At 63.1% G+C, this 23,228-nt stretch carries 27 protein-coding genes; 13 read left to right on the top strand and 14 right to left on the bottom strand.

Going from position 1 to position 23,228, the window contains the following annotated elements:
- Window positions 1-39 precede the first annotated feature (39 nt).
- Window positions 40-1,134 carry a PA0069 family radical SAM protein gene (locus ACH6CX_RS04345; RefSeq protein ID WP_396674940.1) on the top strand — a complete coding sequence of 365 codons (1,095 nt, stop codon included), beginning with the start codon at window positions 40-42 and terminating at the stop codon, window positions 1,132-1,134.
- Window positions 1,135-1,286: 152 nt separating this feature from the next.
- Here the strand turns inward: ACH6CX_RS04345 and ACH6CX_RS04340 are convergent, their stop codons facing one another.
- A complete protein-coding gene (locus ACH6CX_RS04340; protein ID WP_232941507.1) occupies window positions 1,287-3,656 on the bottom strand; it encodes a nitric-oxide reductase large subunit in 2,370 nt (789 codons plus the stop codon).
- A gap of 18 nt (window positions 3,657-3,674) precedes the next feature.
- Window positions 3,675-4,361, bottom strand: coding sequence for an iron-sulfur cluster repair protein YtfE (ytfE, locus tag ACH6CX_RS04335; protein WP_232941506.1), 687 nt, complete (start codon window positions 4,359-4,361; stop codon window positions 3,675-3,677).
- Window positions 4,362-4,505: 144 nt separating this feature from the next.
- On the opposite strand from ytfE, the gene ACH6CX_RS04330 reads away from it, so the two are divergent.
- Together ACH6CX_RS04330 and ACH6CX_RS04325 are read left to right on the top strand one after the other, a co-directional pair.
- Entirely contained in the window at window positions 4,506-4,931 is a 426-nt protein-coding gene (locus ACH6CX_RS04330; RefSeq protein ID WP_396674937.1) for a YbaN family protein, read from the top strand.
- Entirely contained in the window at window positions 4,928-5,383 is a 456-nt protein-coding gene (locus tag ACH6CX_RS04325) for an Rrf2 family transcriptional regulator (RefSeq protein ID WP_232941504.1), read from the top strand. The genes ACH6CX_RS04330 and ACH6CX_RS04325 overlap by 4 nt, the downstream gene beginning before the upstream one ends.
- Window positions 5,384-5,889: 506 nt before the next feature.
- On the opposite strand, the gene ACH6CX_RS04320 is transcribed toward ACH6CX_RS04325, so the two are convergent.
- Window positions 5,890-6,054: a hypothetical protein gene (locus ACH6CX_RS04320; protein WP_237063874.1), complete on the bottom strand. Its 165-nt coding sequence runs from the start codon at window positions 6,052-6,054 to the stop codon at window positions 5,890-5,892.
- 611 nt (window positions 6,055-6,665) lie between these two features.
- On the opposite strand from ACH6CX_RS04320, the gene ACH6CX_RS04315 reads away from it, so the two are divergent.
- Window positions 6,666-6,980 carry a GIY-YIG nuclease family protein gene (locus ACH6CX_RS04315; protein WP_232941502.1) on the top strand — a complete coding sequence of 105 codons (315 nt, stop codon included), beginning with the start codon at window positions 6,666-6,668 and terminating at the stop codon, window positions 6,978-6,980.
- A gap of 60 nt (window positions 6,981-7,040) precedes the next feature.
- On the opposite strand, the gene ACH6CX_RS04310 is transcribed toward ACH6CX_RS04315, so the two are convergent.
- The 3 genes from ACH6CX_RS04310 to ACH6CX_RS04300 all read right to left on the bottom strand — a co-directional run bounded on the left by ACH6CX_RS04310 (window position 7,041) and on the right by ACH6CX_RS04300 (window position 8,768).
- Window positions 7,041-7,274 (bottom strand): zf-HC2 domain-containing protein, encoded by a 234-nt coding sequence (locus tag ACH6CX_RS04310; RefSeq protein WP_237063875.1) that lies wholly within the window; start codon window positions 7,272-7,274, stop codon window positions 7,041-7,043.
- Complete coding sequence (locus ACH6CX_RS04305; RefSeq protein ID WP_232941500.1) at window positions 7,271-7,915, bottom strand: RNA polymerase factor sigma-70; 645 nt, start codon at window positions 7,913-7,915, stop codon at window positions 7,271-7,273. Before ACH6CX_RS04305 ends, ACH6CX_RS04310 begins: the two co-directional genes overlap by 4 nt.
- A gap of 157 nt (window positions 7,916-8,072) precedes the next feature.
- A complete protein-coding gene (locus ACH6CX_RS04300) occupies window positions 8,073-8,768 on the bottom strand; it encodes an SDR family oxidoreductase (RefSeq protein ID WP_232941499.1) in 696 nt (231 codons plus the stop codon).
- A gap of 51 nt (window positions 8,769-8,819) precedes the next feature.
- Between ACH6CX_RS04300 and ACH6CX_RS04295 the strand changes: the two genes are divergently transcribed.
- The 6 genes from ACH6CX_RS04295 to ACH6CX_RS04270 all read left to right on the top strand — a co-directional run bounded on the left by ACH6CX_RS04295 (window position 8,820) and on the right by ACH6CX_RS04270 (window position 14,307).
- Entirely contained in the window at window positions 8,820-9,140 is a 321-nt protein-coding gene (locus ACH6CX_RS04295) for a DUF3301 domain-containing protein (RefSeq protein WP_232941498.1), read from the top strand.
- Window positions 9,141-9,160: 20 nt separating this feature from the next.
- Window positions 9,161-9,373, top strand: coding sequence for a DUF1653 domain-containing protein (locus ACH6CX_RS04290; RefSeq protein ID WP_232941497.1), 213 nt, complete (start codon window positions 9,161-9,163; stop codon window positions 9,371-9,373).
- 184 nt (window positions 9,374-9,557) lie between these two features.
- The gene (locus tag ACH6CX_RS04285; RefSeq protein ID WP_232941496.1) at window positions 9,558-10,625 is read left to right on the top strand and encodes a trans-acting enoyl reductase family protein; all 1,068 of its coding nucleotides are present in this window, start codon (window positions 9,558-9,560) and stop codon (window positions 10,623-10,625) included.
- Window positions 10,626-10,778: 153 nt separating this feature from the next.
- Window positions 10,779-11,309 carry a phosphatase PAP2 family protein gene (locus ACH6CX_RS04280; RefSeq protein WP_232941495.1) on the top strand — a complete coding sequence of 177 codons (531 nt, stop codon included), beginning with the start codon at window positions 10,779-10,781 and terminating at the stop codon, window positions 11,307-11,309.
- Entirely contained in the window at window positions 11,306-12,370 is a 1,065-nt protein-coding gene (locus ACH6CX_RS04275; RefSeq protein WP_237063879.1) for an MJ1255/VC2487 family glycosyltransferase, read from the top strand. The genes ACH6CX_RS04280 and ACH6CX_RS04275 overlap by 4 nt, the downstream gene beginning before the upstream one ends.
- 134 nt (window positions 12,371-12,504) lie before the next feature.
- A complete protein-coding gene (locus ACH6CX_RS04270) occupies window positions 12,505-14,307 on the top strand; it encodes an acyl-CoA dehydrogenase (protein ID WP_396674931.1) in 1,803 nt (600 codons plus the stop codon).
- A 132-nt stretch (window positions 14,308-14,439) separates the two neighbouring features.
- On the opposite strand, the gene ACH6CX_RS04265 is transcribed toward ACH6CX_RS04270, so the two are convergent.
- From ACH6CX_RS04265 to ACH6CX_RS04230, 8 genes are all read right to left on the bottom strand, one after another.
- A complete protein-coding gene (locus ACH6CX_RS04265; protein WP_232941492.1) occupies window positions 14,440-15,783 on the bottom strand; it encodes an ATP-binding protein in 1,344 nt (447 codons plus the stop codon).
- Between the two features lie 24 nt (window positions 15,784-15,807).
- Window positions 15,808-16,482 carry a response regulator transcription factor gene (locus ACH6CX_RS04260; RefSeq protein WP_232941491.1) on the bottom strand — a complete coding sequence of 225 codons (675 nt, stop codon included), beginning with the start codon at window positions 16,480-16,482 and terminating at the stop codon, window positions 15,808-15,810.
- Window positions 16,483-16,519: 37 nt separating this feature from the next.
- Entirely contained in the window at window positions 16,520-16,858 is a 339-nt protein-coding gene (locus tag ACH6CX_RS04255) for a PepSY domain-containing protein (protein ID WP_232941490.1), read from the bottom strand.
- A gap of 107 nt (window positions 16,859-16,965) precedes the next feature.
- Window positions 16,966-17,502, bottom strand: coding sequence for a glycine zipper 2TM domain-containing protein (locus tag ACH6CX_RS04250; protein ID WP_237063881.1), 537 nt, complete (start codon window positions 17,500-17,502; stop codon window positions 16,966-16,968).
- Window positions 17,503-17,595: 93 nt separating this feature from the next.
- Window positions 17,596-18,297 carry an alpha/beta fold hydrolase gene (locus tag ACH6CX_RS04245; RefSeq protein WP_237063882.1) on the bottom strand — a complete coding sequence of 234 codons (702 nt, stop codon included), beginning with the start codon at window positions 18,295-18,297 and terminating at the stop codon, window positions 17,596-17,598.
- Between the two features lie 91 nt (window positions 18,298-18,388).
- Window positions 18,389-19,756: a cation:dicarboxylate symporter family transporter gene (locus ACH6CX_RS04240; RefSeq protein WP_334078479.1), complete on the bottom strand. Its 1,368-nt coding sequence runs from the start codon at window positions 19,754-19,756 to the stop codon at window positions 18,389-18,391.
- Window positions 19,757-19,913: 157 nt separating this feature from the next.
- Window positions 19,914-20,351 (bottom strand): TlpA disulfide reductase family protein, encoded by a 438-nt coding sequence (locus ACH6CX_RS04235; RefSeq protein ID WP_232941486.1) that lies wholly within the window; start codon window positions 20,349-20,351, stop codon window positions 19,914-19,916.
- Window positions 20,326-21,768, bottom strand: coding sequence for a YihY family inner membrane protein (locus ACH6CX_RS04230; protein WP_232941485.1), 1,443 nt, complete (start codon window positions 21,766-21,768; stop codon window positions 20,326-20,328). Before ACH6CX_RS04230 ends, ACH6CX_RS04235 begins: the two co-directional genes overlap by 26 nt.
- A gap of 121 nt (window positions 21,769-21,889) precedes the next feature.
- Here ACH6CX_RS04230 and arsC point away from each other — a divergent pair, with 121 nt between their 5' ends.
- The 3 genes from arsC to ACH6CX_RS04215 are packed head-to-tail and all read left to right on the top strand — an operon-like array spanning window position 21,890 to window position 23,192.
- On the top strand, window positions 21,890-22,234 hold the full coding sequence (gene arsC / locus ACH6CX_RS04225) for an arsenate reductase (glutaredoxin) (protein WP_232941484.1): 345 nt from the start codon (window positions 21,890-21,892) through the stop codon (window positions 22,232-22,234).
- Complete coding sequence (wrbA, locus tag ACH6CX_RS04220; protein WP_396674926.1) at window positions 22,234-22,848, top strand: NAD(P)H:quinone oxidoreductase; 615 nt, start codon at window positions 22,234-22,236, stop codon at window positions 22,846-22,848. Before arsC ends, wrbA begins: the two co-directional genes overlap by 1 nt.
- Window positions 22,845-23,192: a DUF2069 domain-containing protein gene (locus ACH6CX_RS04215; protein WP_396674924.1), complete on the top strand. Its 348-nt coding sequence runs from the start codon at window positions 22,845-22,847 to the stop codon at window positions 23,190-23,192. The genes wrbA and ACH6CX_RS04215 overlap by 4 nt, the downstream gene beginning before the upstream one ends.
- Window positions 23,193-23,228 lie beyond the last annotated feature (36 nt).

Here is a 23,228-nt window from a genome sequence, read left to right as displayed (position 1 = left end):
ACTGTACATTTATACAGTAAACAAAACCCTGAATCCCAGATGGCAAACGAAGATCCTTCCAACCCCTTGCAGGTCCGCACCGGCCGCGGCGTAGCCAGCAACCTGGCTGGCCGCTTTGTGCCGCAGGCCAGCACCCGCGAGAGCGACGGCTGGGAGATAGAACCGGAACCGCTGGAGCGACTGCTGACAGAGGCCATCGAGGAAAAGGCCAGGTCGATCATTGCCACCAATAACTCACCGGACCTGCCCTTCAGCCAGTCGATCAACCCCTACCGGGGCTGTGAGCATGGCTGTGTCTACTGCTATGCGCGTCCGGCCCATGCCTACGTGGACCTGTCACCAGGGCTGGATTTCGAGAGCCGGCTGTTCTTCAAGGCCAATGCTGCCGGGTTACTGGAACAGGCCCTGCGCAAACCCAGTTACCGGTGCTCACCCATCGCGCTGGGCTCCAACACCGATCCCTACCAGCCGCTGGAAAAACAGAAGCGCATCACCCGGCAGCTGCTTGAAGTGATGCAGCGCTTCCAGCAGCCGGTCACCATCGTCACCAAGGGCCAGCTGGTCCTGCGCGACCTGCCGCTGCTGGCGGAAATGGCGCAGGACAACCTGTGCCATGTGGCCATCAGCGTAACTACCCTGGACAGGGAACTGAAGCGAAAGCTGGAGCCGCGCACCGCCGGCCCGACAGCACGCCTGCGCACACTGGAGGCACTGTCGGCCGCCGGGATCCCCACCGCGGTCATGGCCGCGCCGATGATTCCGGCACTGAACGACAGCGAACTGGAGGCAATCCTGCAGGCAGCGGTCGATGCGGGAGCCTCACAGGCTGCTTATATCCTGCTGCGGCTGCCCCACGAAGTGGCGCCACTGTTTCGCCAGTGGCTGCAGGTACATTACCCGCAGCGTGCTGCACACGTGATGAGCATCGTGCAGCAGAGCCGCGGCGGCCGGGATTACCAGAGTGACTTTTCCCAGCGCCAGACCGGTACCGGAGTCTTCGCACAGCTGTTGCAACAGCGCTTTCGCGTGGCAATCAAGAGGCTGGGGCTAAACCGGCGCAGACTGACACTGGACTGCAACCGCTTTCAGCCGCCGGCCGCACCCGGGGACCAGGGGGACCTGTTCAGTCTCTAGGCGGGCAGAGGATCTCAGAGAATGGGTACAGGGGGGAGGCAACCCGACGGGCACCGCGACCGCCATGAATGAAAAAGGCGATGCAATGCATCGCCTTTTTCCTATCGGGCCGGGGAGTCAAACTCCCCCGTTAAGGTTAAAGGGGGACCGCGCTAGCGCGTCTCGCCGCTGTCAGCCAGTTGACCGGCTGTCATCTCGGCACCGGCACTGAATCCCGGTGAGGTCTCCCCCGCATATTCCGGAAATCCGGCGCGAGCGGAAACTACCTTCTCGCCGGGCACCGTGGTGTCAGTCACCAGCAGTCCCTTGACCACCTGCCAGGCCACCGCCAACGCGCCGACGATAAATACCACGTCGCCGATAGTGCGCACCCAGCGCAGCGTCTGCAGCAGGCCGCCCTGCATAAAGCCCTCGCTACGCGCATACCAGAGTCCCTCGGAGGCGCTGGCAACAAACTGGATGATGCCGACCGGCAGCAGGCTGGTGAACAGCATCAGCACCAGGCCCCCGTTCAGCCACCAGAAGGCGGTTTTCATCAGCTTCTCGTCAAATAGCAGGGATGGACGGATATAGCGCAGCACCAGCAGGGTGAAGCCGAGCGCGAGGAAACCATAGACCCCGAACAGTGCCGCGTGGGCATGGGTGGCGGTGGTATTCAGGCCCTGCACATAGTAGAGCGCGATCGGCGGGTTGATGGAGAAGCCCAGCACGCCGGCACCCAGCATGTTCCAGAAGGCCACGGCGACGAAGAACATCAGCGGCCACTTCAGCTGCTGCATCCAGGGCGCGCGGCTCTTGAGGCTGTAATGCTCCCAGGCTTCGTAACCCAGCACGATCAGCGGTACCACCTCGAGCGCACTGAAAGTCGCCCCTACCGCCATCACCGGGGTGGTGGTGCCGGAAAAGTACAGGTGGTGGAAGGTGCCCGGTATGCCACCCAGCATGAACAGCGAGGCGGAGCCCAATGCAGCAACAGTGGCCATGCGCTTGGACACCAGTCCCATGCTGCAGAAGATGAACGCCAGCGCCGCAGTGGCAAAGACCTCGAAGAAACCCTCTACCCACAGGTGCACGATCCACCAGCGCCAGTACTCCATGATGGAGATATGGGTCTTCTCGCCGTAGAAGAAGCCGGCACCGTAGAAGAGGCCGATGGCGATTACCGACGCCGTCAGCAGGGCAAGCAGGTGCTTGTCACCCGGCTGGCGCAGCGCCGGCACGATGGCGCGGAGCATTAGCACCAGCCAGAAGGCCACACCGGTGAACTTGCCGATCTGCCACAGGCGGCCAAGGTCCACGTACTCGTAGCCCTGGTGTCCCAGCCAGAAACTCCACTCAGGCGGCATCACCTGGGCGATGGCCAGGTAGTTGCCGATAAACGAGCCCGCGACCACCGCCACCAGGGCCCAGAACAGGATATCCACACCAAGCTTCTGGTATTTCGGGTCGCGCCCGCCATTGATGATTGGCGCCAGGAACAGGCCCGCGGCGAGAAAGCCCGTGGCGATCCAGAACAGCGCCGACTGGATGTGCCAGGTGCGCACCAGGCTATAGGGGAACCACTTCGATGTATCTATCCCGTAAAAGCCCTGCCCCTCTACCGTGTAGTGGGCAGTAAAGCCGCCCAGGAAAACCTGGAAAGTGAACAGGGCCACCACGATAAACAGGTATTTGCCCAGTGCCCGTTGCGAAGGCGTGAGGGCGAAGCTGGTGAGGGGATCGGTGGCGGGCGCTACGGGGTTCTCCTCGTCCTTGCTGCGGGCAAAAGACCAGGCCCACACCAGGCCGCCGATGCCGGCGATCAGCAGCACCACGCTGACAATGGACCAGACGACATTTTCCGCGGTCGGCACATTGTCGATCAGCGGCTCGTGGGGCCAGTTGTTGGTATAGGTTGCCTCACCCGGGGTCCGCTCGGTCGCCGCGGCCCACGCTGTCCAGAAGAAGAACTCTGTCAGTCGCTCGCGACGCTCCGCACTCGGCAGCGTGGCTTCCTTCATGGCGTAACTGCTGCGCGTCTGCTGCAGCTCCGGCGCATCGCCGAACAGGCGGTGATAGTACCCCGCAGTGGCGCGGATGGCCTCAACCCGCCTTTCGGAGAGCACCAGCTTACCGGTCTGCGGGTCGAAGCTGTTGCTGCGGTAGGCCCGCTTCAGTTCGTACTGCAGGGCATTCTGCTGCGCGCCGTCCAGCTCATCGTAAGGCTTGCCGTAATTGTCCTGCGCCGCCAGGTCGAGCCAGTTCACCAGCTCCCGGTGCAGCCAGTCGGCAGTCCAGTCCGGCGCCTGGTAGGCACCGTGGCCCCACACCGAGCCCAGCTGCATCCCCCCCACCGACTGCCACGCAGTCTGGCCGTCAAGGATACTCTCCCGCGTCATCAATACCGTGCCCTCTTCGGACACCACCTGGTCCGGGATTGGCGGCGCAGCGCGGTAGACCTCCTTACCGAAATAGCCCAGGATCCCGAAGGTCACTGCGAGGATCGCAATCAGCGTCCACCACAGCTTGTAATACTGCTTCATGATTTCCCCCTAAGCCCCTTATGCGCGCGGGCTTGTGCTCTGTGTACTCTGTAAATTGCGTGCAAAAAGAATGTCGTTTTCGAGCCGGATATGCTCCTGCAGGTCGGCCTTGAAGGCCTCCAACCCCCGGTAGAGGGCGCGCCAGGTATTGCATGCGCCCGCCGGCGTGGTGATGCCATCAGTCAGGCGATCGATCTCCCCGATTGAGGCGGCATGCTCGTCGTGCTCGTGCAACATCACCTGGATTGGGCCGGCGGCCATACCGCCCTGCCCCCGGGCCAGCATGGGAAACAGGATCTGCTCCTCCTTGGCCATGTGCTGTTCAAGCTCGCGGGACATCTGCTGCAGGTGCGCAGCCAGCCCTCGCGGGCACTGCGGCTTGTCGCCATGGACTGCCTCCACCCGGTCGGCGAGCCGCTGCAGCTCGGCCAGCTGCTCGCGATGCACCTGGTGAAAGCGCTCGAGCAGGTGGCTGATCAGTTCTGCATCGCTGGCCTGTCCCCAGTCCCGGGATTCTTCCTGCCGGCTCGCAAGGCGGGACAGCTCGGCGAGGATCGCGTCCCCATCCAGCCCCTCCGCCCTGATTGCCTGGCCCAGCGGCCTGTCCCCTCCGCAGCAGAAACTCAGCCCCCGTCGGTTAAACACGGCACTGGCACCGGGGATGTCCCGGGCCAGCTGCTCGAGGGGCACGTCAAGAAAGTTCATCAGAGTCTCCCATTACCCATTAACTCTTTCTGGTAGGTGCGGGGTTACCCCGCAAAGAAGCATTTTAAATACATCTTTAAGGCGGATTGTAGCCACCACTCATTAAGATGTAAACTGTATGCATCTTATGAATTGAGTGATCGCATGACGTCCATGTTGATGAGTTACCGGGAACGGGGGGTGCGCAAGAGGTTCTACCTGCTCTGTGCCTGGCTCTGCCTGGCACTTGCAGTAGCCGGGGCCTTCCTGCCGCTGTTGCCAACGACACCGTTTCTGCTGTGCTGCGTGTGGCTCAGCGTCAAGGCGGATTCCGGCCTGGCCCACTGGCTCGTGAATCACCACCGCTTCGGGCCACCCATCCGTCGCTGGCAGAGCGAGCGGACCCTGGCGCGTTCCACCAAGTGGCTGGCCACAACCATGATCACGGCAAACTGGCTGCTGCTGTGGGTCCTGGGCGCCAGCCTGCCCCTGCTGGCAGCGCTCACCGCCGGTTTCTGCGCGGCACTGGTAATGATCTGGCGCATTCCCACCGCCCGGCCGGGCACCGGAACCCGGGAGAGTGAAGCATGAATATCACCCGCTACACCGACTATTCGCTGCGTATCCTGATTTACCTGGCAGTGCACAGGGAGGGCCTGTGTACCATCTCGGAAATCGCCGACAGCTACGGGATCTCCAAGAATCACCTGATGAAAATTGTTCAGGAGTTGAACGCCAGGGGATACATACAGGCGGTACGGGGCAAGAATGGTGGCCTGCGTCTCAAGCAGGAGCCGGTGGAGATCAATATCGGCAAGCTGGTGCGCGAAACCGAGGACGAAAGCCGGATGGTGGAATGTTTCGGCAGCAACAACCAGTGCGTAATCACACCAGCTTGCCAGCTCAAGGTAATTCTCGGCCGGGCACTCGAGAGCTTTTTCGCTACGCTCGAGGAATACACCCTGGAGGACCTGGTGGGTGGCGGGCAGGGGCCGGTGCTCGCGGAGCTGTTGGATATCAAGGACGCCGCGAGGAATCGGTAGCGCCACCAGCATGACGGAAAAACGCCGCGGGAGCTACGGAAACTCTTCCTGCAAGTTCACGCCACAGGCCGCTCAGCGGGCATACGTGCTACGTTGAATTCGCGAGCGTAAATGGAGAGAAGACAGGGTGCGGCGCCGGGTAGCAGAGTAAAGAGAAGGGAAAGGGAAAAAAGCGGCCCCGATCACTGCAGGCATGGGGTGGGAACCTGCAGGGAATTAACCGGGGCCCAAGGGGTTACAGGGAAATCCAGGGTAAAAATCTAAATAACCACTGCGCGAAAACTGGTTGTAAACTGCCGTGGCTTACCGCCACTGGCTCATCTCGATACGAAAGCCTTCCGGCTCAGATACTGCCGGCCCGGTGAAGGCCAGCGCCGTAAGGAAGGCGATGAAGGTCGTAAACAAAGCTCGCTTGCACGTCGTAAAGAAAACTCGCTTGCACATAGTCGTGTCCTCACCGTCGGGTCGGCCAGCTGTATTACTGTCCGGCCACTCGGAAACCTGAATCAGCGCCCCGGCACTACACCCCGGGGCTGGTCATCCGTCGGGCAACGCTTGCTGCCCGAGTAAGTGGCTGAGATCCGGTGTAGGCTGGCATCCACCACGAAGGCCCGCAGCCCGGCTGCCGGTAACCGCATCCATTCACCGGCGGTCTTTTTCAATCTACTCATGGCAACACTCCCGAAAGCTCTCCTGGTTGTTACACCGGCCCTCTTGACCCGGCCGCGACAGCCAGCCATCCTTGCCTGAACCTTGCGGCCGCCGGGGAGATCGGGGAACCTCTGGATACTTCCATGGCCTCTCTGCAGGTCCTGAAGCGTGCAGATGCAAGACGCAACTCGCAGTGAATGGCCCTAGTCATTTGCCAGGGCTGCAACGCCGCAGATGCTCGCTTCAGGGCCTGCCCTACGGGGCGTTCAGGCGAGCCCGCACTCTGCGTTGCAGCCGCTTGACGGGCAACCAGCCCGCCATCGCGACTGCGCCTTGATTGCGACCCCGCCTGAATGCCAGAGAGGCCATGGAAGTATCCAGAGGTTCCCTAACCCCGCCGCTGTCAGCGGGTCAGTCCATACAGGCTATTCTGCCGATTCCGGCCCGCAGTCGATATCAGATAAGTGGTCGATCATTGCCTGAAACTCCATGGGTATGGTGTTTGTCGCAAGCAAAAGCTTCTTAGCCAGTAGCGGGCGGTTATAAGGTGCTGCCGCCGGGCCGGTGCACCTCTCCCATTCCGCTGGCCGATGATGGAAAATAGCCGCAAGCTAACCCGTGGAAATGTATTTTGAGTGACTGGTCCCTCTACCTGATCCGCACTGCCGCCGGCACCCTGTACACAGGGATCACCACCGATGTGGAGCGACGCTTTGCCGAGCACGACGCCGGTGGAGCCAGGGCGGCCAAGGCCCTGCGGGGGCGCGGGCCGCTGTCACTGGCCTTCCAGTGTGGCGCCGCGGACAAGTCAGCGGCGCTGCGGCTGGAGGCGCGGATCAAGAAGTGGCCGCGACGCTGGAAGGAGGAGTTGATCCGCGGCGACCGTTCCCTGCCGGAGATTGAATCCGGCGCGGAGATGACAGAGGAGGACGGTACTGGTGGTTGAGCACCCGGGTTTGACTACCGGAGGATAACTTTTTCGGGGATGGACTTTCGGGATAGCGCGTCAGCTGTCTTTGTCCTGCCCCGAATCCCGCCCGGACTTGTTACCGGCACCATCACCACTGGCGCCGCGCGCATAGGCACGGGCGATATGGCGCAGGCTGGTCATCTGGTGGGAGAAGTTGCGGCAGGCGCCGCAGATCATCAGGTGCAACCGCAGGGCCAGGCGCTCGCCCCCGTCAAGCTGCCTCTCCTGTGCTTCCGAAAGTAGCCTGGTGACTTCTCGACAGCTCTTCACGCTTCTCCTCCCCGGTCCTGCCCACGGGCAAACCAGTTATTCTCCAGGCACTCGCGCAGCCGCAGGCGGGCCCGGTGCAGGGTGACATTCAGGTTACTCACGGTGATCTCCACCGCCGCGCAGATTTCATGGCTCTCCAGCTCGATAAACTCCCGCATCATGAAGACCCGCGCCTGGCGTCCCGGCAGGTGATCCAGGCAGGCCTCGAAGATACGCCAGAACTCGCGGTCATCCACGGCGGCTTCCGGGTCCGCCCACTTCGCCGGTCGCTCCTCGGCGCGCCAGTGACCCCGCTTGTTGAACAGCTCGTCCAGGTCACTCTCCTCGGCATCCGCACGCAGCAGGCTGTCCGCCTCTACATAGCGGCTACGCTGGCGCAGCACATCGGCAATTTTGTTCTTCAGGATCGCGAACACCCAGGTTTTCAGTGCCGCGCGGCCACCGAAGGAACGGGCATTCTTAAGCGCCCCGACCAGGGCTTCCTGCACCGCGTCCTCCGCCAGGTGCGGGTCTCCCAGCTGCAGGGTGGCAAACCGCTGCATCTGGTGGCGCAGCTCCTCCAGGTATCCCGGATCGGTCAGGGGTCCGGTATCTTCCCCCGCTTGTCCCGGAGCGGGACCTCGCGCCGTCTGCTCGCTCAATTGCTCTCTCCCGAATCTGTGGCCCGGTACGCTGATGCGCTGGCGCCCTGCAACCCCGGAGTTACCACTCTGTCGCAGGTGCCGGTGGATTTGTTACAACCCGGTGAAACCTTGCGGCCGCAAACGCCGCCACCGGCACTGGTCGCAGTTGCCGGCGTCACCAGGGTATCTCTGTACCATCGTAATTGATGAAGTGACCGCTTTGCTCCGGGCCGGCGCCCAGCATTACCTTTCTCAACCCGGCAACGCTTTCCTCCGCTGAAATCAGGGCATTGGGGCCACCCATATCCGTCTGCACCCAGCCCGGGTGCAGGGCGAGCACAGTGATCCCGCGCTCGCGCAGGTCAACGGAGAGACTCTTGACCACCTGGTTGACTGCGGTTTTGGAGGTCCGATAGATATACCCGCCCCCGGAGCTGTTGTCGGCGATACTGCCCACTTTGCTGGACAGCACCGCAATCACCTTGCGCTCGCCCCGGGCGACATTGTCGCAGAAGGTCTCTGCCAGCATGTAGGGGGCGATGGTGTTGGCCTCCAGTACCTTGCGCCACTCGTCTCGATCGACACGGCCGAACAGGCTCCCCTTGGGCCCGTAGTAGCCGGCATTGCTGACCAGGATATCGATCGGCTGGTCTCCCAGTGTCTCCGCCAGCTGCGCCATCTGCCGGTAATCGGTGACATCCAGGCAGTGGACCTCCAGCTGCGGGTACTGCTGCTCCAGGGCGCGCAGTTCATCGGCACAGGCCTTATCGCGGCAGGTGGCGAAGACCCGCCAGCCATCCTCGGAGAACTGGCGGGTCATCTCCAGGCCAATACCGCGATTGCAGCCAGTGATTAGTACGGTGCCGGGCATAACGACTCCTTCGTGTTATTCTTGCCCGCCAATCATAACAAGCTTGCGGAAATGTATTACTCACTGGGCGATCTACTCTGGGTATTCCTGCTGGTGCTGGTGGGCTGGTACTTCTGGGCCGGGATGGCGGCCAAGGAGCTGGCGCGCCGGGCTGCGGCCTCCCATTGCCGGCAGCTGGGCGTGCAGTTGCTGGACGACACCGTGATGCTGGTACGCACACGGCTGCGGCGCAACCGGCGCGGCCACCTGGCGCTGCAACGGCAGTATGAATTCGAATTCACCTCCACCGGCGAGCGCCGCTACAGCGGCATCGCCGTGCTGCACGGCAATCGGGTGGAGCAACTGCAACTGTCACCCCACCACCTCGCCTGAGCAGTAACTGGAACGGAATCATGCAACGCGGAATCTATCGCCACTATAAAGGCAATCTCTACGAACTGATGGAAGTGGGCACTCACAGCGAGACCGGCGAGCGGCTCGCAGTATACCGGGCCCTGTACGGTGATTACGGGGTCTGGGTGCGGCCATTGGCCATGTTTGCCGAGACTGTCGACCGGAACGGCGAGTCCCAGCCCCGCTTCGCCCTGGTCAGGGCATTTGACTAGTCGGTTACCGCGCCAGTAATGTTGCGTTCCTCTCGTGGAGTATTGTGACGGCAATCTTGCTGTCAGGTTGCAACGGACCAGCACGCGCCAATGCGCGCAATTCCCGCCCCCGAAGTACCCCGGCACGGATTCCGGGTCAGTAACTGATACGACAACACAACCAGCAAGTGAATAAGGTCACTCGGTGAACGACAAAAAAATAATGATCTATGGTGCCAACGGCTATACGGGGGAACTGATCGCCCGCGCCGCCGTGGCCAAGGGATATCGGCCGATCCTGGCCGGCCGCAACGCGAAGAAACTGCAACCGTTGTCGGAAGAGCTGGGCCTGCCGGCAATTGCTGTCAGCCTGGAGGACAGCGATACCCTGGAGCGCATGCTGCAGGATATCGATGTGGTTATCCACTGCGCCGGGCCCTTTTCCACTACGGCCGAACCCATGATGCGCGCCTGTATTGCCACCGGCACCCACTACCAGGATATTACCGGCGAAATGCAGGTTTACCAGCAGGCCAATGACCTGCACGGCGAGGCCCGGTCCGCCGGTGTGGTTCTCTGCCCCGGCACCGGTTTCGATGTTATCCCCACCGACTGCCTGGCGGCAGCATTGCACCATGCCATCCCCACCGCCACCCACCTCACCCTGGGATTCGACTCGGATTCCGGCCTGAGCCCGGGCACCGCCAAAACCTCCATCGAGAGCCTGGGTGTGGGCAGCGCCGTGCGGCGCCAGGGCAAGGTAGAGATCATCGATCACGCCGAGCTGACACGCAAAATTGATTTTGGCCGCGGCGAGAAATTCGCCGTCGCCATCCCCTGGGGCGACGTGGTAACGGCTTACTACACCACCCAGATACCCAATATCGAAGTCTATATTCCCATGAGCCCGCGCCGGGCCAAGAAGCTCAAGCGCCTGAACAAGCTGCGCTGGCTGCTGCGCATGGAGTGGGTGCAGGACTGGCTCAAGGGCAAGGTGGACAAGTCGGTGCAGGGCCCCGATGAAGAGAAGCGCGCGGAACAGCAGACGTGGGTCTGGGGCGAGGTACGCAACGACCGCCGCGGCGAACGGAAGATCGGCCGGGTGGTTACTGCCAACGGCTACGATGTCACCGTGCACGGTTCCCTGGCGGTGATGGAGCACCTGCTTTCCTATGACGGCCCGGGCGGCTATTACACCCCGTCAAAACTCTGCGGATCAGAACTGGTGGAGAAGCTGCCGGGATCCGGCACCATCAAGATCGGTATCGACTGATTCCACCGGCGGCAACACCTGCCCCGCTGTCGCGCCCGGCTGCGGGGCCCCTCTCCCTGCAGAGGGGCCCGCTCACGTCCTGCCACGGCATATTTCACAGTCCTGACATCAATCGGTCAATTCCGCGCAATACAGCCTTCGTAACTTGGCTGCATGCGAAGCTTACCTGTCACCCTGAAAACAATCGACGTGTCCCTGGTGCTGCATATGGCAGACCGGGCGACAAGGCCGGCCTCACGCAGGAACTACCTGTGGTTATCCCGCTCGGCAGACGGCTGGCTCTACCTGGTCTCGCCGCTGGTGGTCGCCCTTTTCAACACTACCGCCGCCGCGTTGCAGTTTTTCTACGTCTGCGGCACGGCCTACGCACTCGAGCGGTCGCTGTACTGGACCATCAAGAACACCACGCGCCGGTTGCGACCGCCGCAGGCGATTCCCGGCATGCGCTCGGTGATCGTCGCCCACGACCGTTTCAGCCTGCCCTCCGGGCACACCTCCGGAGCCTTCCTGTTTATCACGGTGCTGTCCCAGGCGGTGAACCCGCTATGGTTACTGGGCTATTTCTGGGCTGCCGGGGTCGGGACTTCCCGCGTGGGTCTGGGCGTGCACTTTCCAACTGATGTCTGCGCCGGTGCCGCCCTCGGCACCAGTGTCGGCCTGTTAGTCTGCGGAGCTGTTCTGTGAAAATCCTCTACGGTGTCCAGGGCACCGGTAACGGCCATATTTCCCGCGCCCGCGCCATGGCCAGGGCCTTCGAAAATCATCCCGAGCTGGAAACACAGTGGCTCTTTTCCGGCCGCCCCCCGGAGAAACTCTTCCGCATGGAAGCATTCGGGGAATTCTGGTGGCGCGAGGGACTGACCTTTGTCAACCGCAAGGGCCGCATCGACCAGCTGGCTACGGTGCGCCAGTTGCACCCGCGCCGGCTGTGGAAGGATATCGCCAGCCTGCCCGTGCAGGATTTTGACCTGGTGATCAGCGACTTCGAGCCGGTTACCGCCTGGGCGGCAAAGCGCCACGGCGTACCCAGCCTGGGCATGGGGCACCAGTATGCGTTCAATTTCCCCATTCCCGCGCCCCGCTTCGGCTGGATGGCCCGCGGCATCATGCGTGCCTTTGCACCGGTGCAGCAAAGCCTGGGGATGCACTGGCACCATTTCGGTCACCCGATCCTGCCGCCCATCGCCCGCCCCCACGGCAAGGAAGAAAGCGGTGAGCATATCCTTGTCTACCTGCCGTTTGAGCACCACGAGCCCCTGGTGAAGCAGCTGGGCAGCCTGCCCTACCCGATCATTGCCTACGGTCTGCCCACCGATATGAAAGTGGCGGACAATATCCAGTTAAAAGCACCGGCGATCGAGGAATTCCAGCAGGATGTGGCCAGCGCCCGCGCCGTAATCTGCAACAGCGGGTTTGAGCTGATCGCCGAGACGCTGACCCTGGGCAAGCCGATCCTCACCCGCCCGCTGGCGGGCCAGTTCGAGCAGGAGGCCAACGCCATGGCGCTGGAGCAACTGCAGCTGGCCACCGTGGTTGAGCGGGTCGACGCGGCAACGATCCGCGCCTGGCTGGACAGCAACCCGGCCGGGGCACAGATCCAGTGGCCGGACGTGGCCGCCAGCATTGCACGCTGGCTGGCGGAGGGCCGGCGCGAATCCCGGGAGGCGCTGGTGGGGGAGCTGTGGCGACAGGTTCTGCCCGGCAACGAAACCGAGCGCCTGCCGGTCGGTGACCTGGCAGAATAAGTCTTTACAGTCCCTGCCTGCCCCGCCCCTGGTAAATAAAGGCCGCCGGGATTAGCGCAAAGGTCATTGCAGCGTTTCCCCGGCAACGGTCTACTGACTGGCAAGATCCACAGTCACGGACCAACGGGGTAGTCATGACCGCGCAATTGCTCAACGAACGCGATATCGATTTCCTGCTGTACGAGTTTCTCGACACACTGAAACTGCTCCAGCGCCCCCGCTACAGCGAGCACTCCGAAGACACCTTCCGAGCCACCCTGCAGACCGCGCGCACCGTGGCGGAAAAGTTTTTCGCCAACCACAATGCCCGTGGCGATGCCCACGAACCCACTTTCGACGGCGAGCGGGTGCACCTGGTGGAGGAAACCCAGCAGGCCTGGGATGCCTTTGCCGAAGCGGGTTTCCTGGCCGCCCACCACGATTTCGGGGATGGCGGCATGCAGTTGCCGGAAGTGGTGTTGCGAACCTGCCTGGCCACCATCAGCGCCGCCAATGTGGCCTCGGCCGCCTACCCTTTCCTTACCATTGGCGCCGCGAACCTGGTGCATGCCTTCGCCAGCGACGCGCTGAAAGCGCAGTTCCTGCCGCCGATGCTGGACGGCCGCTGTGCCGGCACCATGGCACTGACGGAACCGGACCAGGGCTCGGCCCTGGCGGATATCCGCACCACCGCCGAGGAGGCCGGTGACGGCACCTACCGTATCCGCGGACAGAAAATGTATATCTCCGGCGGCGACCAGTCCCTGACAGACAATATCGTGCATATGGTGCTGGCCAGGATCAAAGGGGCCCCGGCCGGGGTAAAGGGCATCTCATTGTTTATTGTGCCCAAGGTGCTTCCCGGTCAAGACGGCCGCCCCGCACAGCCCAACGATGTGAAACTGGCGGGCCTGCTGCACAAGATGGGCTACCGCAATACCACCTCCACCGTGCTCAGTTTCGGTGAGGAAGATGGAGCCGTGGGCTACCTGGTGGGCGAGCCACACAAGGGGCTGACCTACATGTTCCAGATGATGAACGAGGCCCGCATCGGTGTGGGTGTCGGCGCGGCAGTGCTGGGTTACCAGGGCTATAACCATTCCCTGCAGTACGCCCGCGAGCGCCCCCAGGGCCGACTGCCCTCCGTACGCGACCCGCAATCGAAACAGGTGCCGATCATCCGCCACGCGGATGTGCGGCGCATGCTGCTGGCCCAGAAGTCCTATGTGGAGGGCGGGCTGGCATTGTGCCTGTACGCCTCCTCCCTGTTCGAGGACCAGCGCACCGCAGAAACCAGCCGGGAGCGCGAGCGGGCGGCGAAACTGCTGGACCTGCTGACCCCGGTGGTAAAAAGCTGGCCGTCCCGCTATGGCCTGAAAGCCAACGAGCTGGCCATTCAGGTACTCGGCGGCGCCGGCTACACGCGGGAATACCCGCTGGAACAACTCTACCGGGACAACCGCCTCAACCCGATCCACGAGGGCACCGAGGGCATCCACGGCCTCGACCTGCTGGGACGCAAGCTGCCCATGGACCAGCTGGAGGGCTATCGCCTGTTGCAGGAGGAGATCCGCCAGACCGTGATGCAGGCGCGCGACCGCGAGGCGCTGGCACCGATGGCCGAAGCACTGGAACAGCACCTGCAGCGCCTGGACGCCACCACACTGGCACTGATGGGCCAGCTGCAGGCCGATGTCGATCGCGGCCTGGCCAACGCCACTGTCTATCTGGATGCCTTCGGGCGTGTGGTGGCGGCCTGGACCTGGCTGCGCCAGGCACTGGCTGCCGACCGGGCGCTGGACACCACCAACCGCGAGGAAGAGCGCAACTTCTACCGCGGTAAGCTGCAGGCGGCGCGCTACTACATGGAGTGGGAGCTGCCGGAAATCGTGCCGCAGCTGGCGCTGCTGGACGCTGGTAACGGGGTGCCGTTCGAGATGCGGGAAGAGTGGTTCTGAATTCGGCGGGAATGGTGCAATTCCCGTTGCTCATTGCACCCTGCGCCTGCTTCACGGTTTATGCCGGAAGCCGGGGTGCAATAAGCGCAGCGCATTACGCCATGAACCGGACCTGGCACCCAGCATAGTGGTTCAGAGATCCACGCGGATTTCCGCCCCGCCCAGGGCCGATTCCCCCACCGAGATCTCGCCCTTGTAGCTCTCGACGATATCGACCACCACCGCGAGGCCGATGCCCTGCCCCTGTTGCTGCTGGTCGGCGCGCACGCCCCGCTCGGTAACCCGTTCCCAGTAATCGGCGCTGATCCCGGGGCCGTTGTCACCCACCGTCAGCTGCAGGCTGCGGTTGTCATCGCCGTTGGCCACCCGCACGGCGATCTTGCCGTCGCCGTATTTGTAGGCGTTGTCCAGCAGGTTGCCCAGCAGTTCCATCAGGTCGCCCTCGTCACCGTAGAAGAGTGCACCGTCCGCGCAATCCACTTCCACCTCGGCCGGCTTGTCCCGGTATACCTTCTCCAGCGCGTCGAGGATCTTGCCCAGCAGCGGCCTGATCTCCACCCCGCGCAGGATCGACTTGGGTGAGCTGGCGACGGCCCGCTGCAGCTGGTAACTGATGATGCTGTCCATGCGCTGCACCTGCTCGATCAGGTTGGAGTAGGCCTCGCGCGGGTCGCGGGAAAAATTCAGGCCCTTCAGCACCGCCAGCGGCGTCTTCAGGCTGTGGGCAAGGTCGGCCAGGGTATGTCGGGTCTTCTCACGCTGGCGCCGCTCGTTCTCGATCAGCAGGTTCAGGTTGTCGGTCAGCGGTTTCAGTTCCCGCGGGAAGTTGCCCTGCAACCGGTCACTGCCACCGCGCTGCATCTCCCGCAACGATTCCGCCACCGCCCTCAGTGGCGCGAGTCCCCAGCGCATGACCAGCCACTGGGTCACCACCAGCAACAGCGCGCCCAAGCCCAGCCAGCGCCAGATGGTGGAGCGGAACTGTTCCACCTGCGCCTGCATGGGAGCGGCATCCTCGAGCACGATAAAGGTGTAGCGCTGCTCGTTGTCCAGGCCCCAGGCAATGCCCTGGCGGAAAGTGCTGTACAGGCCGCTCTTGCCCAGGCTCATCTGCGCAAAGACCTCGCGCCCCTGTGGCAGCGGGTGCGAGGGCAGCTGGTCCATCGCCAGCGCCGATTCGGAGCGCCAGATGATGCGCCCGCGCTGGTCCGCCACCACCCCCACCAGGCCCGAGTCCGGCTGGTTAAAGCGCTGTTCCGGCAGCGCCGGCGGCAGCCGCAGGCTGTCGCCCTCCGGCTCCGCCACCGCCAGCAGGGTATAGACGTGCAACTGCAGCTCGCGCTTCTTGGCCTCGGCCAGGGAGGTGCGGTAAGCGTGCTGGAGTACCGTGGAAATCAATACGAGAAAGGCCACCAGCACGAGCGTGGTGACCAGCGAGAGCCGTCCCTTGAGGGAATTGAGCCAGGAGGAGAGCACGGATTGTCTAACCGGTTACAGCGTTTATTCGGGAGCCACGAAGCGATAACCGCGACCGCGCAGCGTCTGGATGGGGCCGGCAGCCCCGGCGGCATCGAGCTTCTTGCGCAGGCGGCCGATAAACACCTCGATCACGTTGCTGTCGCGGTCGCAGTCCTGCTCGTAAATATGCTCGGTCAGGGTCGTCTTGGAAACCACCTCATCCGGGTGCAGCATCAGGTATTCCAGAACCTTGTACTCAAACGAGGTGAGGTCCAGCTCCGCATCGTCCACCCGCACCCGCTGCGACGAGGTATCCATCACAATGGGCCCGGCCTTGATGCTGGGGGAGGAAAAACCGGCGGAGCGCCGCACCAGCGCATTCAGCCGCGCCAGCAATTCCTCGGTATGGAAAGGCTTGACCAGGTAATCATCGCCACCGGCTTCCAGCCCCTTGACCCGCTCCTGCCAGTGGCCACGGGCGGTCAGGATCAGGATGGGAAAATGCTTGTCCTCGCGGCGCAGGGTCTCGATCACCTGGATACCGTCGACGCCCGGCAGGCCCAGGTCCATCACCGCCACGTCGTAGGGAAATTCGCGGCCGTAGTACAGGGCCTCATTGCCGTCCGGGGCCTCATCCACTGTATAGCCCGCATCGCGCAGGGAATTCGCCAGCTGCTTGCGCAGCAGCTCCTCATCTTCCACCAACAGTGCGCGCATGGCTTCCCCCTCTGCTCAAATTCATTTTACCGGCGGCTCAGCGCATGATGCGGCCGCTCTGCTTATCCACGTAGACCACGTAAACCTGGCTTTTATCCGAGAGTCCCTTTACCCGGTAGGCCGGGCGACCCTTGCGGCTGGTCTCCGATACCGCCAGTATCTTGCCGCCGTAGCGGCGCTTGACCAGCGCTGCCGCCTGCTCGCGGGATATCTCGCGCTTCTGGACCTTGAGGATCCTGACCTGCAGGTGGTCCGCCTGTGCGGCCTGCGGCGCAACCACCGGCGGCACGGACGCCTGCAGGGGCGCGGCGCACAGGGCGATAAAGAGTGCCAATACAACACGCGCCTGACGGCAAAGGGCACAGATGGATTTCACGGTGCAGCTCCTGGTAGCACGTTCGCGGTACTTGCATTCAGTACCGAATTCTCTGGCAGTACTGGTTACTTCTTCGCTGGGCGTCACGGTCTCCCCGCGCACAGGCATCACCAGGCGGGGGCCACGTCGACGCGAACCCTGATTCTATCGCCAGGATGGCGATCCGTGCGAGTCATATATTCCCGCCCATTATAACGATAGCGGACATCGTACCCGACCAGCTCGCGGCGGGTGACATATTCGTCTACAGTCTGGCAGCGCTGCTCGGTCACGTAGCGAGCATTGTTGCGGCTGCTGATGCCGTGGCCGATAGTGGCACCAATGGCGGCACCGGCGAGTGTCCGCGCATTGCGGCCGCGCCGGTGGTGCCCGGCCTTGTTGCCCACGGCCGCGCCAATCAGGCCGCCGATCAGGGTGCCGGCCGCGGAGCCGCGGCCCGGATAGGCAACCTGCTCTTCCCAGCACTGGGTGCGGGGTTCCAGTACCTGGATATCGTTGTAAACGGGAATAGCATCGGTTACGCGGGCAAAGTCGTATTCACCGCGGTCGCCGTAATAGCCACTGCCGCCGGCACTGACAGTGGCACTGAAGCCCACCAGCGCACCTACCACTACCGCAAACAGGAATTTCTTGTTCAGAAGCATGATCGGTCTCCCATTGATCATCGATGGGAGCACTTTAAGCGGGGATCACTGAATCGAACCTGAATCCGGCGGAACCCGGCCCGGGGAAAGTGGTCAGGCGTCCAGCCAGCGCCGGATCTCAAGGGCCAGGGGGCGCGGTTGCTCCAGCGGCAGCATATGGCCTGCGCCGGGCACCTCCCGCAGCGCCACATCGGGCCGCCGCTGCTGCAGGTCATCGAGCCACCCGCGCGTGACCAGTGCGTCATGCTCACCGAAACAGAAAGTCACGGGGATTGGTACATCGGCCAGCTCGCGCGCCAGGTCCGCCCGCTCACTGGTGGCACCCAGCTGTGCCACCAGGGCTTTCTCGCCCAGGCTGGCGTCCATGGCGCGCATGATAGCCGCAATGTCGTCCCGGCCCCGGTTCTCCGGCGCCAGCATGGCGGCTATTTTGCGGTCGCTGATACCACCGTAGCCATTGCGCGACACCCAGTTCAGCAGCTGCCGGCGCTGCTTCAGCTCGGTGTCCGGCAGGGCGCAGGGGGTGTTGGAACAGATAAACAGCCGCGCCACCCGCTCCGGGTGGGCGCAGGCCAGTGCCGCCGCCAGGTAGCCCCCCAGTGAGAAGCCCAGCAGGTTTACCGGCTTGTCCGGTAGCGCCGCGGCCAGCGCCCGAACCAGTGTCGCGACACTGTCACCGCCGGGGATGGCCTGGTGCCGGGGCTGCAGGGGGGCAAGTTGCGGCCACAGCGATCCCCACAGGCGTTCGTCGCACATGGTGCCCGGAATCATTACCAGTGGAGGCTGTGACGTCATGGCATCTTCCCCTAACCCGCTCCCTGCCCTGCTTTCCTGCGGCCACTCTCGGCCATTACCGCGTTGCAGTTTCCCGCACTACCCTGCCGGCTCAGTCCGGCAGGGCCTCTTCTGCCGCAGGCAGGCTGGCGCCCAGCCAGCGCTGGGACAGGGTACCCGCGGTCATGGCACCGTTCACGTTCAGCGCCGTGCGCGCCATGTCGATCAGCGGCTCCACCGAGATCAGCAGCGCGGCAATGGTTACCGGCAACCCCATGGTGGGCAACACCACCAGCGCGGCAAAGGTCGCGCCGCCACCGACACCGGCGATACCGAACGAGCTGATTACCACCACCGCCACCAGGCTGGCCAGCCACAGAGGATCCAGCACATCGATGCCCATGGGCACCGCCACCATCACCGCCAGCATGGCGGGGTAGATACCCGCGCAACCATTCTGGCCGATGGTCGCCCCGAAGGAGGCAGAGAAGTTGGCAATCGCCGGCGAATTCCCCAGTTCATCAATCTGGGTTTCCACATTCAGCGGAATGGTCGCCGCACTGGAGCGGGAGCTGAAGGCGAACACCAGCACCGGCCACACTTTGGCAAAATAGTGCAGCGGACTAATGCCATTGGCCAGCAGCAGCAGGCCATGCACCAGGAACATCAGGCCGATGGCCACGAACGAGGCCACCACAAAACTGAGCAGGTTGACGATATCCGCCCAGCTGGAGCTGGCAATCAGTTCCGCCACCAGGGCCATGATGCCGTAGGGTGTGAATGCCATCACCAGGCGCACCAGTTTCATTACCCAGACCTGGGCCACCGCCACGGCAGATTCAATCTTTGCCCCTTGCTCAGGGTTTTCCCGGCGCACTCCCAGGGCCGCCAGCCCCAGCAACACCGCGAAAACCACCACCGCGATCACCGACGTATCGCGGGTACCGGCCAGGTCCGCAAAAATATTCTCGGGAATAAAGGATACCAGGATTTCCGGGACACCCAGTTCACTGACGCGGCCCATGCGCTCGCCCAGCACCTCGGCCCGGGCCGCCTCACGGGAGCCCTCCACCAGCCCTTCGGCGGACAGGCCGAACAACTGCGCCATGGCAACGCCAACCAGCGCCGCCACCGCGGTGGTCCCCAGCAACACCGCCAGCACCGACACACTGATCTTGCCCAGCGACTGGGTATTGCTCACCCGCACCACCGCCGCCAGGATCGAAACCAGCACCAGGGGCATCACCAGGACGTACAGCAGGTTCACATAACCATCGCCCAGCACCGCGATCCAGGGCAGGACCTCGGCCGGCACCGCGCCCCAGTCCCGCGCCAGCTGCAGCAAGCCGCCAAACAGCAGGCCCAGAACCAGGCCGGCGAACACGGCCGGCGCCAGGCTGTCGTGGCGGCGGTGCCAGAGATGCAGCGGCCACAACAGGACGAAAAACAGCGCGAGGAACAGAAAAGAAGTCAGGTGCATTGCCACCCCGGTAACATCAGCCAATGGAAATCGCGCGGGATGCTAACAACCCGGACGCACCAACATATAGTTACTTTCGTTATAGCCTTAGAAGCAGATCACCTTGGATTGCGCAGGGCGAGGCTTCAGTGCGAGTGCTGTATTACCGGAACCGGGATCAATGCGCGTTATCGTCCGCGGCCAGGTTGTCAACGGCCCGGCCCAGGTCCGCCTCTGTCTGCGGGCCCACCAGGGTAGTCACCCAGCGGCCATCGCTGCCGATCACCAGGGTGCTGGGCAATACCGACGGGCGCTGCTGGCCCCACGTAGCTGCCGGGTCCGTCGCCAGCACCGGGAACTCGATGCCGAGCTTGCCGGCCTGTTCGCGGGCTTGTTCCGCCGGCGGTGCATCGTAATTGACCCCCAGCACCAGGACATTGTCATGGGCGCGGTCGAAACGGTTGAGTTCGGGGATTTCCTCGCGGCAGGGAGCGCACCACTCGGCCCAGTAATTCACCAGCAGCACCTTGCCGCCGGTATCGACAGATTCACCATCGATAGTGGCCAGAGCCTGTTCCCGGTCGTCGCGGTCACACCCGCTTATTGCGGCGGCCAAAAAAAGACAGGCTGCCCATGGCTTCACTGCTGCCGGCTTCCTCTTTACCCGTTTTACCGGCTTTGCCGGCCGCGGACTTACTGCTTTCAGTCGCACTCTTGTCACTCCCGCGCTTGCTCCTGGTTTTTCTGTTTCTCGTAGTGGTGCCGCCGCTTTTGCCACGCGACCCGCCCGCCCCGCCGGACTTGTCGGCGTCGCTGTCGCCGCTGGTACCACGAAACAGCTCGGCGACACTCATCGCCAGCTGTTCACCGGTAAATTCCCGCACGGCGCTGAAACGCTTTTCCACTTCGCCGAACCACGGCTGGTCCTGCAAGGCCGCATGGCTGGCCGAAGTCAGCGGGGCCGGGTTCATCCAGCCGGCCAGCTGCATCAGGGAAATGGAATCCAGGTCGCGCTGCAGGACAAAGTCATTGCGATCGTTCTGGGTAAATACCTTGTGGCGTTGCAGTACCTCGCGAATCCGTCGCCACTGCGCCGGCTTGATACCCGCACGGGAAATATCCTGGTCCCGCAGGGGCAGACCGTGCTGGTACTTGCGGAAGGCTTCCCACAGCAACACCAGGGTCGCCATCACGTCAGAATATTTCCTGCCCTGTGCCGCCGCATCGTATGCCGAGAGCATCCGCACGAGCACACACCCGGCCAGCACGATCATCCACAGCAGGAAAATCCACATCAGGAACAATGGCACGAAAGCGAAGGCCCCGTAGATGGCCTGTACCGAGCTGCGGGCTACCATGATTCCGAACAGGACTTTGGCCAGTTCAAAGGCGAAGGCAGTGATGACGCCCCCCGCGATGCCGTGGCGCAGCGGCACACGGCAGTTAGGCACGGCAGTGAACAACAGGGTGAATGCGATCGTGGTAAAAAGGAAAGGCAGCAGGCGCAGTACCATGGGCACCAGTCCCAGGGTGCCCTCTTCCGGCAGGAACAATTTTTGCGAAATCAGGTAGGTGGACATAACCAGCCCGGCACCCAGCAGGATGGGACCCAGGCTGAGGATGGCCCAGTAAAGCAGGAAGCTGGATACGCCGCTACGGCCGCGCGGGATATCCCAGATGGCGTTGAAGGTGGCCTCGATATTGCGCAGCATCAGGCCAGCAGTAACCATCAGGATTGCCACACCGGGCCCTGTAAGCCGCTGCGCCTGGGCCGAGAAGCTGCTGATGTATTCCTGGACTTCACGGCCGCTGGCCGGCACCAGGTGCTCGAAGATCTGCTGCTGCAACCGGTTTTCCAGCCCGGCAAAATCCGGGAACAGGGACAGCATGGCGTAGCTCACGGTCACCAGCGGTACAATGGCGAACAGGGTCATGTAAGTGAGCGCCGCCGCATTCTGGCGGCAGTTCTTCTCGTTGAACAGCGTCCACAGGGAAACCAGGAAGCGACGCCAGCGGTGTACCTGTTCGGTCATGGGGATTTCCATTTCTCGCGTTCTGCGGCGAATACCTCCGCGCCGCCAGTGACAGGGATTGTTTGTCAGGGGCTTTTATCAAGCCATAGAATACGCCAAACCATAACAGGATACCCAAGCCATGTGGACGATTTACCATAACCCACGTTGTTCAAAATCTCGCCAGACCCTGCAGTTATTACAGGAAAAGGGCGTCGAACCGGAGGTAGTGCTCTACCTGGAGACCCCGCCGGACGCGGACACCCTGAATGCGCTGCTGCAGAAGCTGGGCATTGGCGCGCGCCAGTTACTGCGTACCGGAGAGGACGCCTATAAGGAACTTGGCCTGAAGGACAAAGAGCTGCCCGATGAAAAACTGGTTAAGGCGATGGTGGAGCATCCCAAGCTGATCCAGCGCCCGATCGTGGTGAAAGGCGACCGCGCTGTGCTGGGCCGTCCGCCGGAAAACGTACTGGAGCTGCTCTGATGGCGCCGGGTTCCGACGACTACATACTGGTACTCTACTACAGCCGCAGTGGCTCTACCGCGCGCATGGCGGCAGAGATCGCCCGCGGCGTGGAATCCGCCGGTGTCCCGGCACGGCTGCGCACAGTTCCGCCGGTTTCACCGGACACCGAGGCCAGCGCGCCCCCAGTACCCGATGAGGGCGCGCCCTACTGCCGCCCGGTGGAACTGCGCGACTGCGCCGGGCTGCTGATGGGCAGCCCCACCCGCTTTGGCAACATGGCTGCACCGCTGCGCTATTTCCTCGACCAGACCGGGGATATGTGGCTGGACGGCAGCCTGGCGGGCAAGCCCGCCGGTGTGTTCACCTCCACCGGCAGTATCCACGGCGGCCAGGAGACCACCCTGCTGTCAATGATGCTGCCACTGCTGCACCACGGTATGCTGATAGCCGGTATTCCCTACTCCGAGGCGCGGCTGATGCGTACCACCAGTGGCGGCACGCCCTACGGCGCCTCGCACTGGGCTGGTGGCAGCGAAGGCGCGCAACTGACTGAAGACGAAATTGCACTCTGTCGCGCCCAGGGCGCGCGGGTCGCGGAACTGGTGAACAAGCTGGGAGAGCGCGGCCAATGAGCGAATCCGTCGCCCGCAAACTGAAAATGGGGCAGCGCCTGAACTGGGCCTGCTATATCGGCCTGCTGGTCCTGTTCGCAGTCTGGAACCTGTTCCTGGAAGGGGGCTCACTCGCGCTCTGGATCCTGCAGACGGCCCCCCTGCTACTGGTGCTGCCGGGTATGCTCAAGCAGCGGTACCGCAGCTACCTGTGGCTGTGCTTGATCCTGCTGGTCTACATCTGCGCCAGCATTGTCGACGTAATGATGGCCGGGCGCGGCTGGCAGGATGGCGCCCTGCTGGTACTTAGCCTTACCCTGTTCTTCTCTGCCATGATGACCAGTCGCTGGCAGCGAATGGTGTAATTGGCGCACACCGCCCGGTGCCCGTGTGCGGCCCGC

It is taken from the genome of Microbulbifer sp. JSM ZJ756 (genome assembly GCF_044383805.1).
Classification (GTDB): Bacteria; Pseudomonadota; Gammaproteobacteria; order Pseudomonadales; family Cellvibrionaceae; genus Microbulbifer; species Microbulbifer zhoushanensis.
Note: the sequence above shows the minus strand (reverse complement) of the source record. Positions and strands in the feature narration are given on the sequence as shown.

Excerpts from the sequence above, each read along its gene's own strand:
- ACH6CX_RS04345 (WP_396674940.1), top strand. The coding sequence starts at position 40 with ATGGCAAACGAAGATCCTTCCAACCCCTTGCAGGTCCGCACCGGCCGC.
- ACH6CX_RS04340 (WP_232941507.1), bottom strand. The coding sequence starts at position 3,656 with ATGAAGCAGTATTACAAGCTGTGGTGGACGCTGATTGCGATCCTCGCA.
- ytfE (WP_232941506.1), bottom strand. The coding sequence starts at position 4,361 with ATGAACTTTCTTGACGTGCCCCTCGAGCAGCTGGCCCGGGACATCCCC.
- ACH6CX_RS04330 (WP_396674937.1), top strand. The coding sequence starts at position 4,506 with ATGACGTCCATGTTGATGAGTTACCGGGAACGGGGGGTGCGCAAGAGG.
- ACH6CX_RS04325 (WP_232941504.1), top strand. The coding sequence starts at position 4,928 with ATGAATATCACCCGCTACACCGACTATTCGCTGCGTATCCTGATTTAC.
- ACH6CX_RS04320 (WP_237063874.1), bottom strand. The coding sequence starts at position 6,054 with ATGAGTAGATTGAAAAAGACCGCCGGTGAATGGATGCGGTTACCGGCA.
- ACH6CX_RS04300 (WP_232941499.1), bottom strand. The coding sequence starts at position 8,768 with ATGCCCGGCACCGTACTAATCACTGGCTGCAATCGCGGTATTGGCCTG.
- ACH6CX_RS04295 (WP_232941498.1), top strand. The coding sequence starts at position 8,820 with ATGTATTACTCACTGGGCGATCTACTCTGGGTATTCCTGCTGGTGCTG.
- ACH6CX_RS04290 (WP_232941497.1), top strand. The coding sequence starts at position 9,161 with ATGCAACGCGGAATCTATCGCCACTATAAAGGCAATCTCTACGAACTG.
- ACH6CX_RS04280 (WP_232941495.1), top strand. The coding sequence starts at position 10,779 with ATGCGAAGCTTACCTGTCACCCTGAAAACAATCGACGTGTCCCTGGTG.
- ACH6CX_RS04270 (WP_396674931.1), top strand. The coding sequence starts at position 12,505 with ATGACCGCGCAATTGCTCAACGAACGCGATATCGATTTCCTGCTGTAC.
- ACH6CX_RS04260 (WP_232941491.1), bottom strand. The coding sequence starts at position 16,482 with ATGCGCGCACTGTTGGTGGAAGATGAGGAGCTGCTGCGCAAGCAGCTG.
- ACH6CX_RS04250 (WP_237063881.1), bottom strand. The coding sequence starts at position 17,502 with ATGCTTCTGAACAAGAAATTCCTGTTTGCGGTAGTGGTAGGTGCGCTG.
- ACH6CX_RS04245 (WP_237063882.1), bottom strand. The coding sequence starts at position 18,297 with ATGACGTCACAGCCTCCACTGGTAATGATTCCGGGCACCATGTGCGAC.
- ACH6CX_RS04240 (WP_334078479.1), bottom strand. The coding sequence starts at position 19,756 with ATGCACCTGACTTCTTTTCTGTTCCTCGCGCTGTTTTTCGTCCTGTTG.
- ACH6CX_RS04230 (WP_232941485.1), bottom strand. The coding sequence starts at position 21,768 with ATGACCGAACAGGTACACCGCTGGCGTCGCTTCCTGGTTTCCCTGTGG.
- arsC (WP_232941484.1), top strand. The coding sequence starts at position 21,890 with ATGTGGACGATTTACCATAACCCACGTTGTTCAAAATCTCGCCAGACC.
- wrbA (WP_396674926.1), top strand. The coding sequence starts at position 22,234 with ATGGCGCCGGGTTCCGACGACTACATACTGGTACTCTACTACAGCCGC.
- ACH6CX_RS04215 (WP_396674924.1), top strand. The coding sequence starts at position 22,845 with ATGAGCGAATCCGTCGCCCGCAAACTGAAAATGGGGCAGCGCCTGAAC.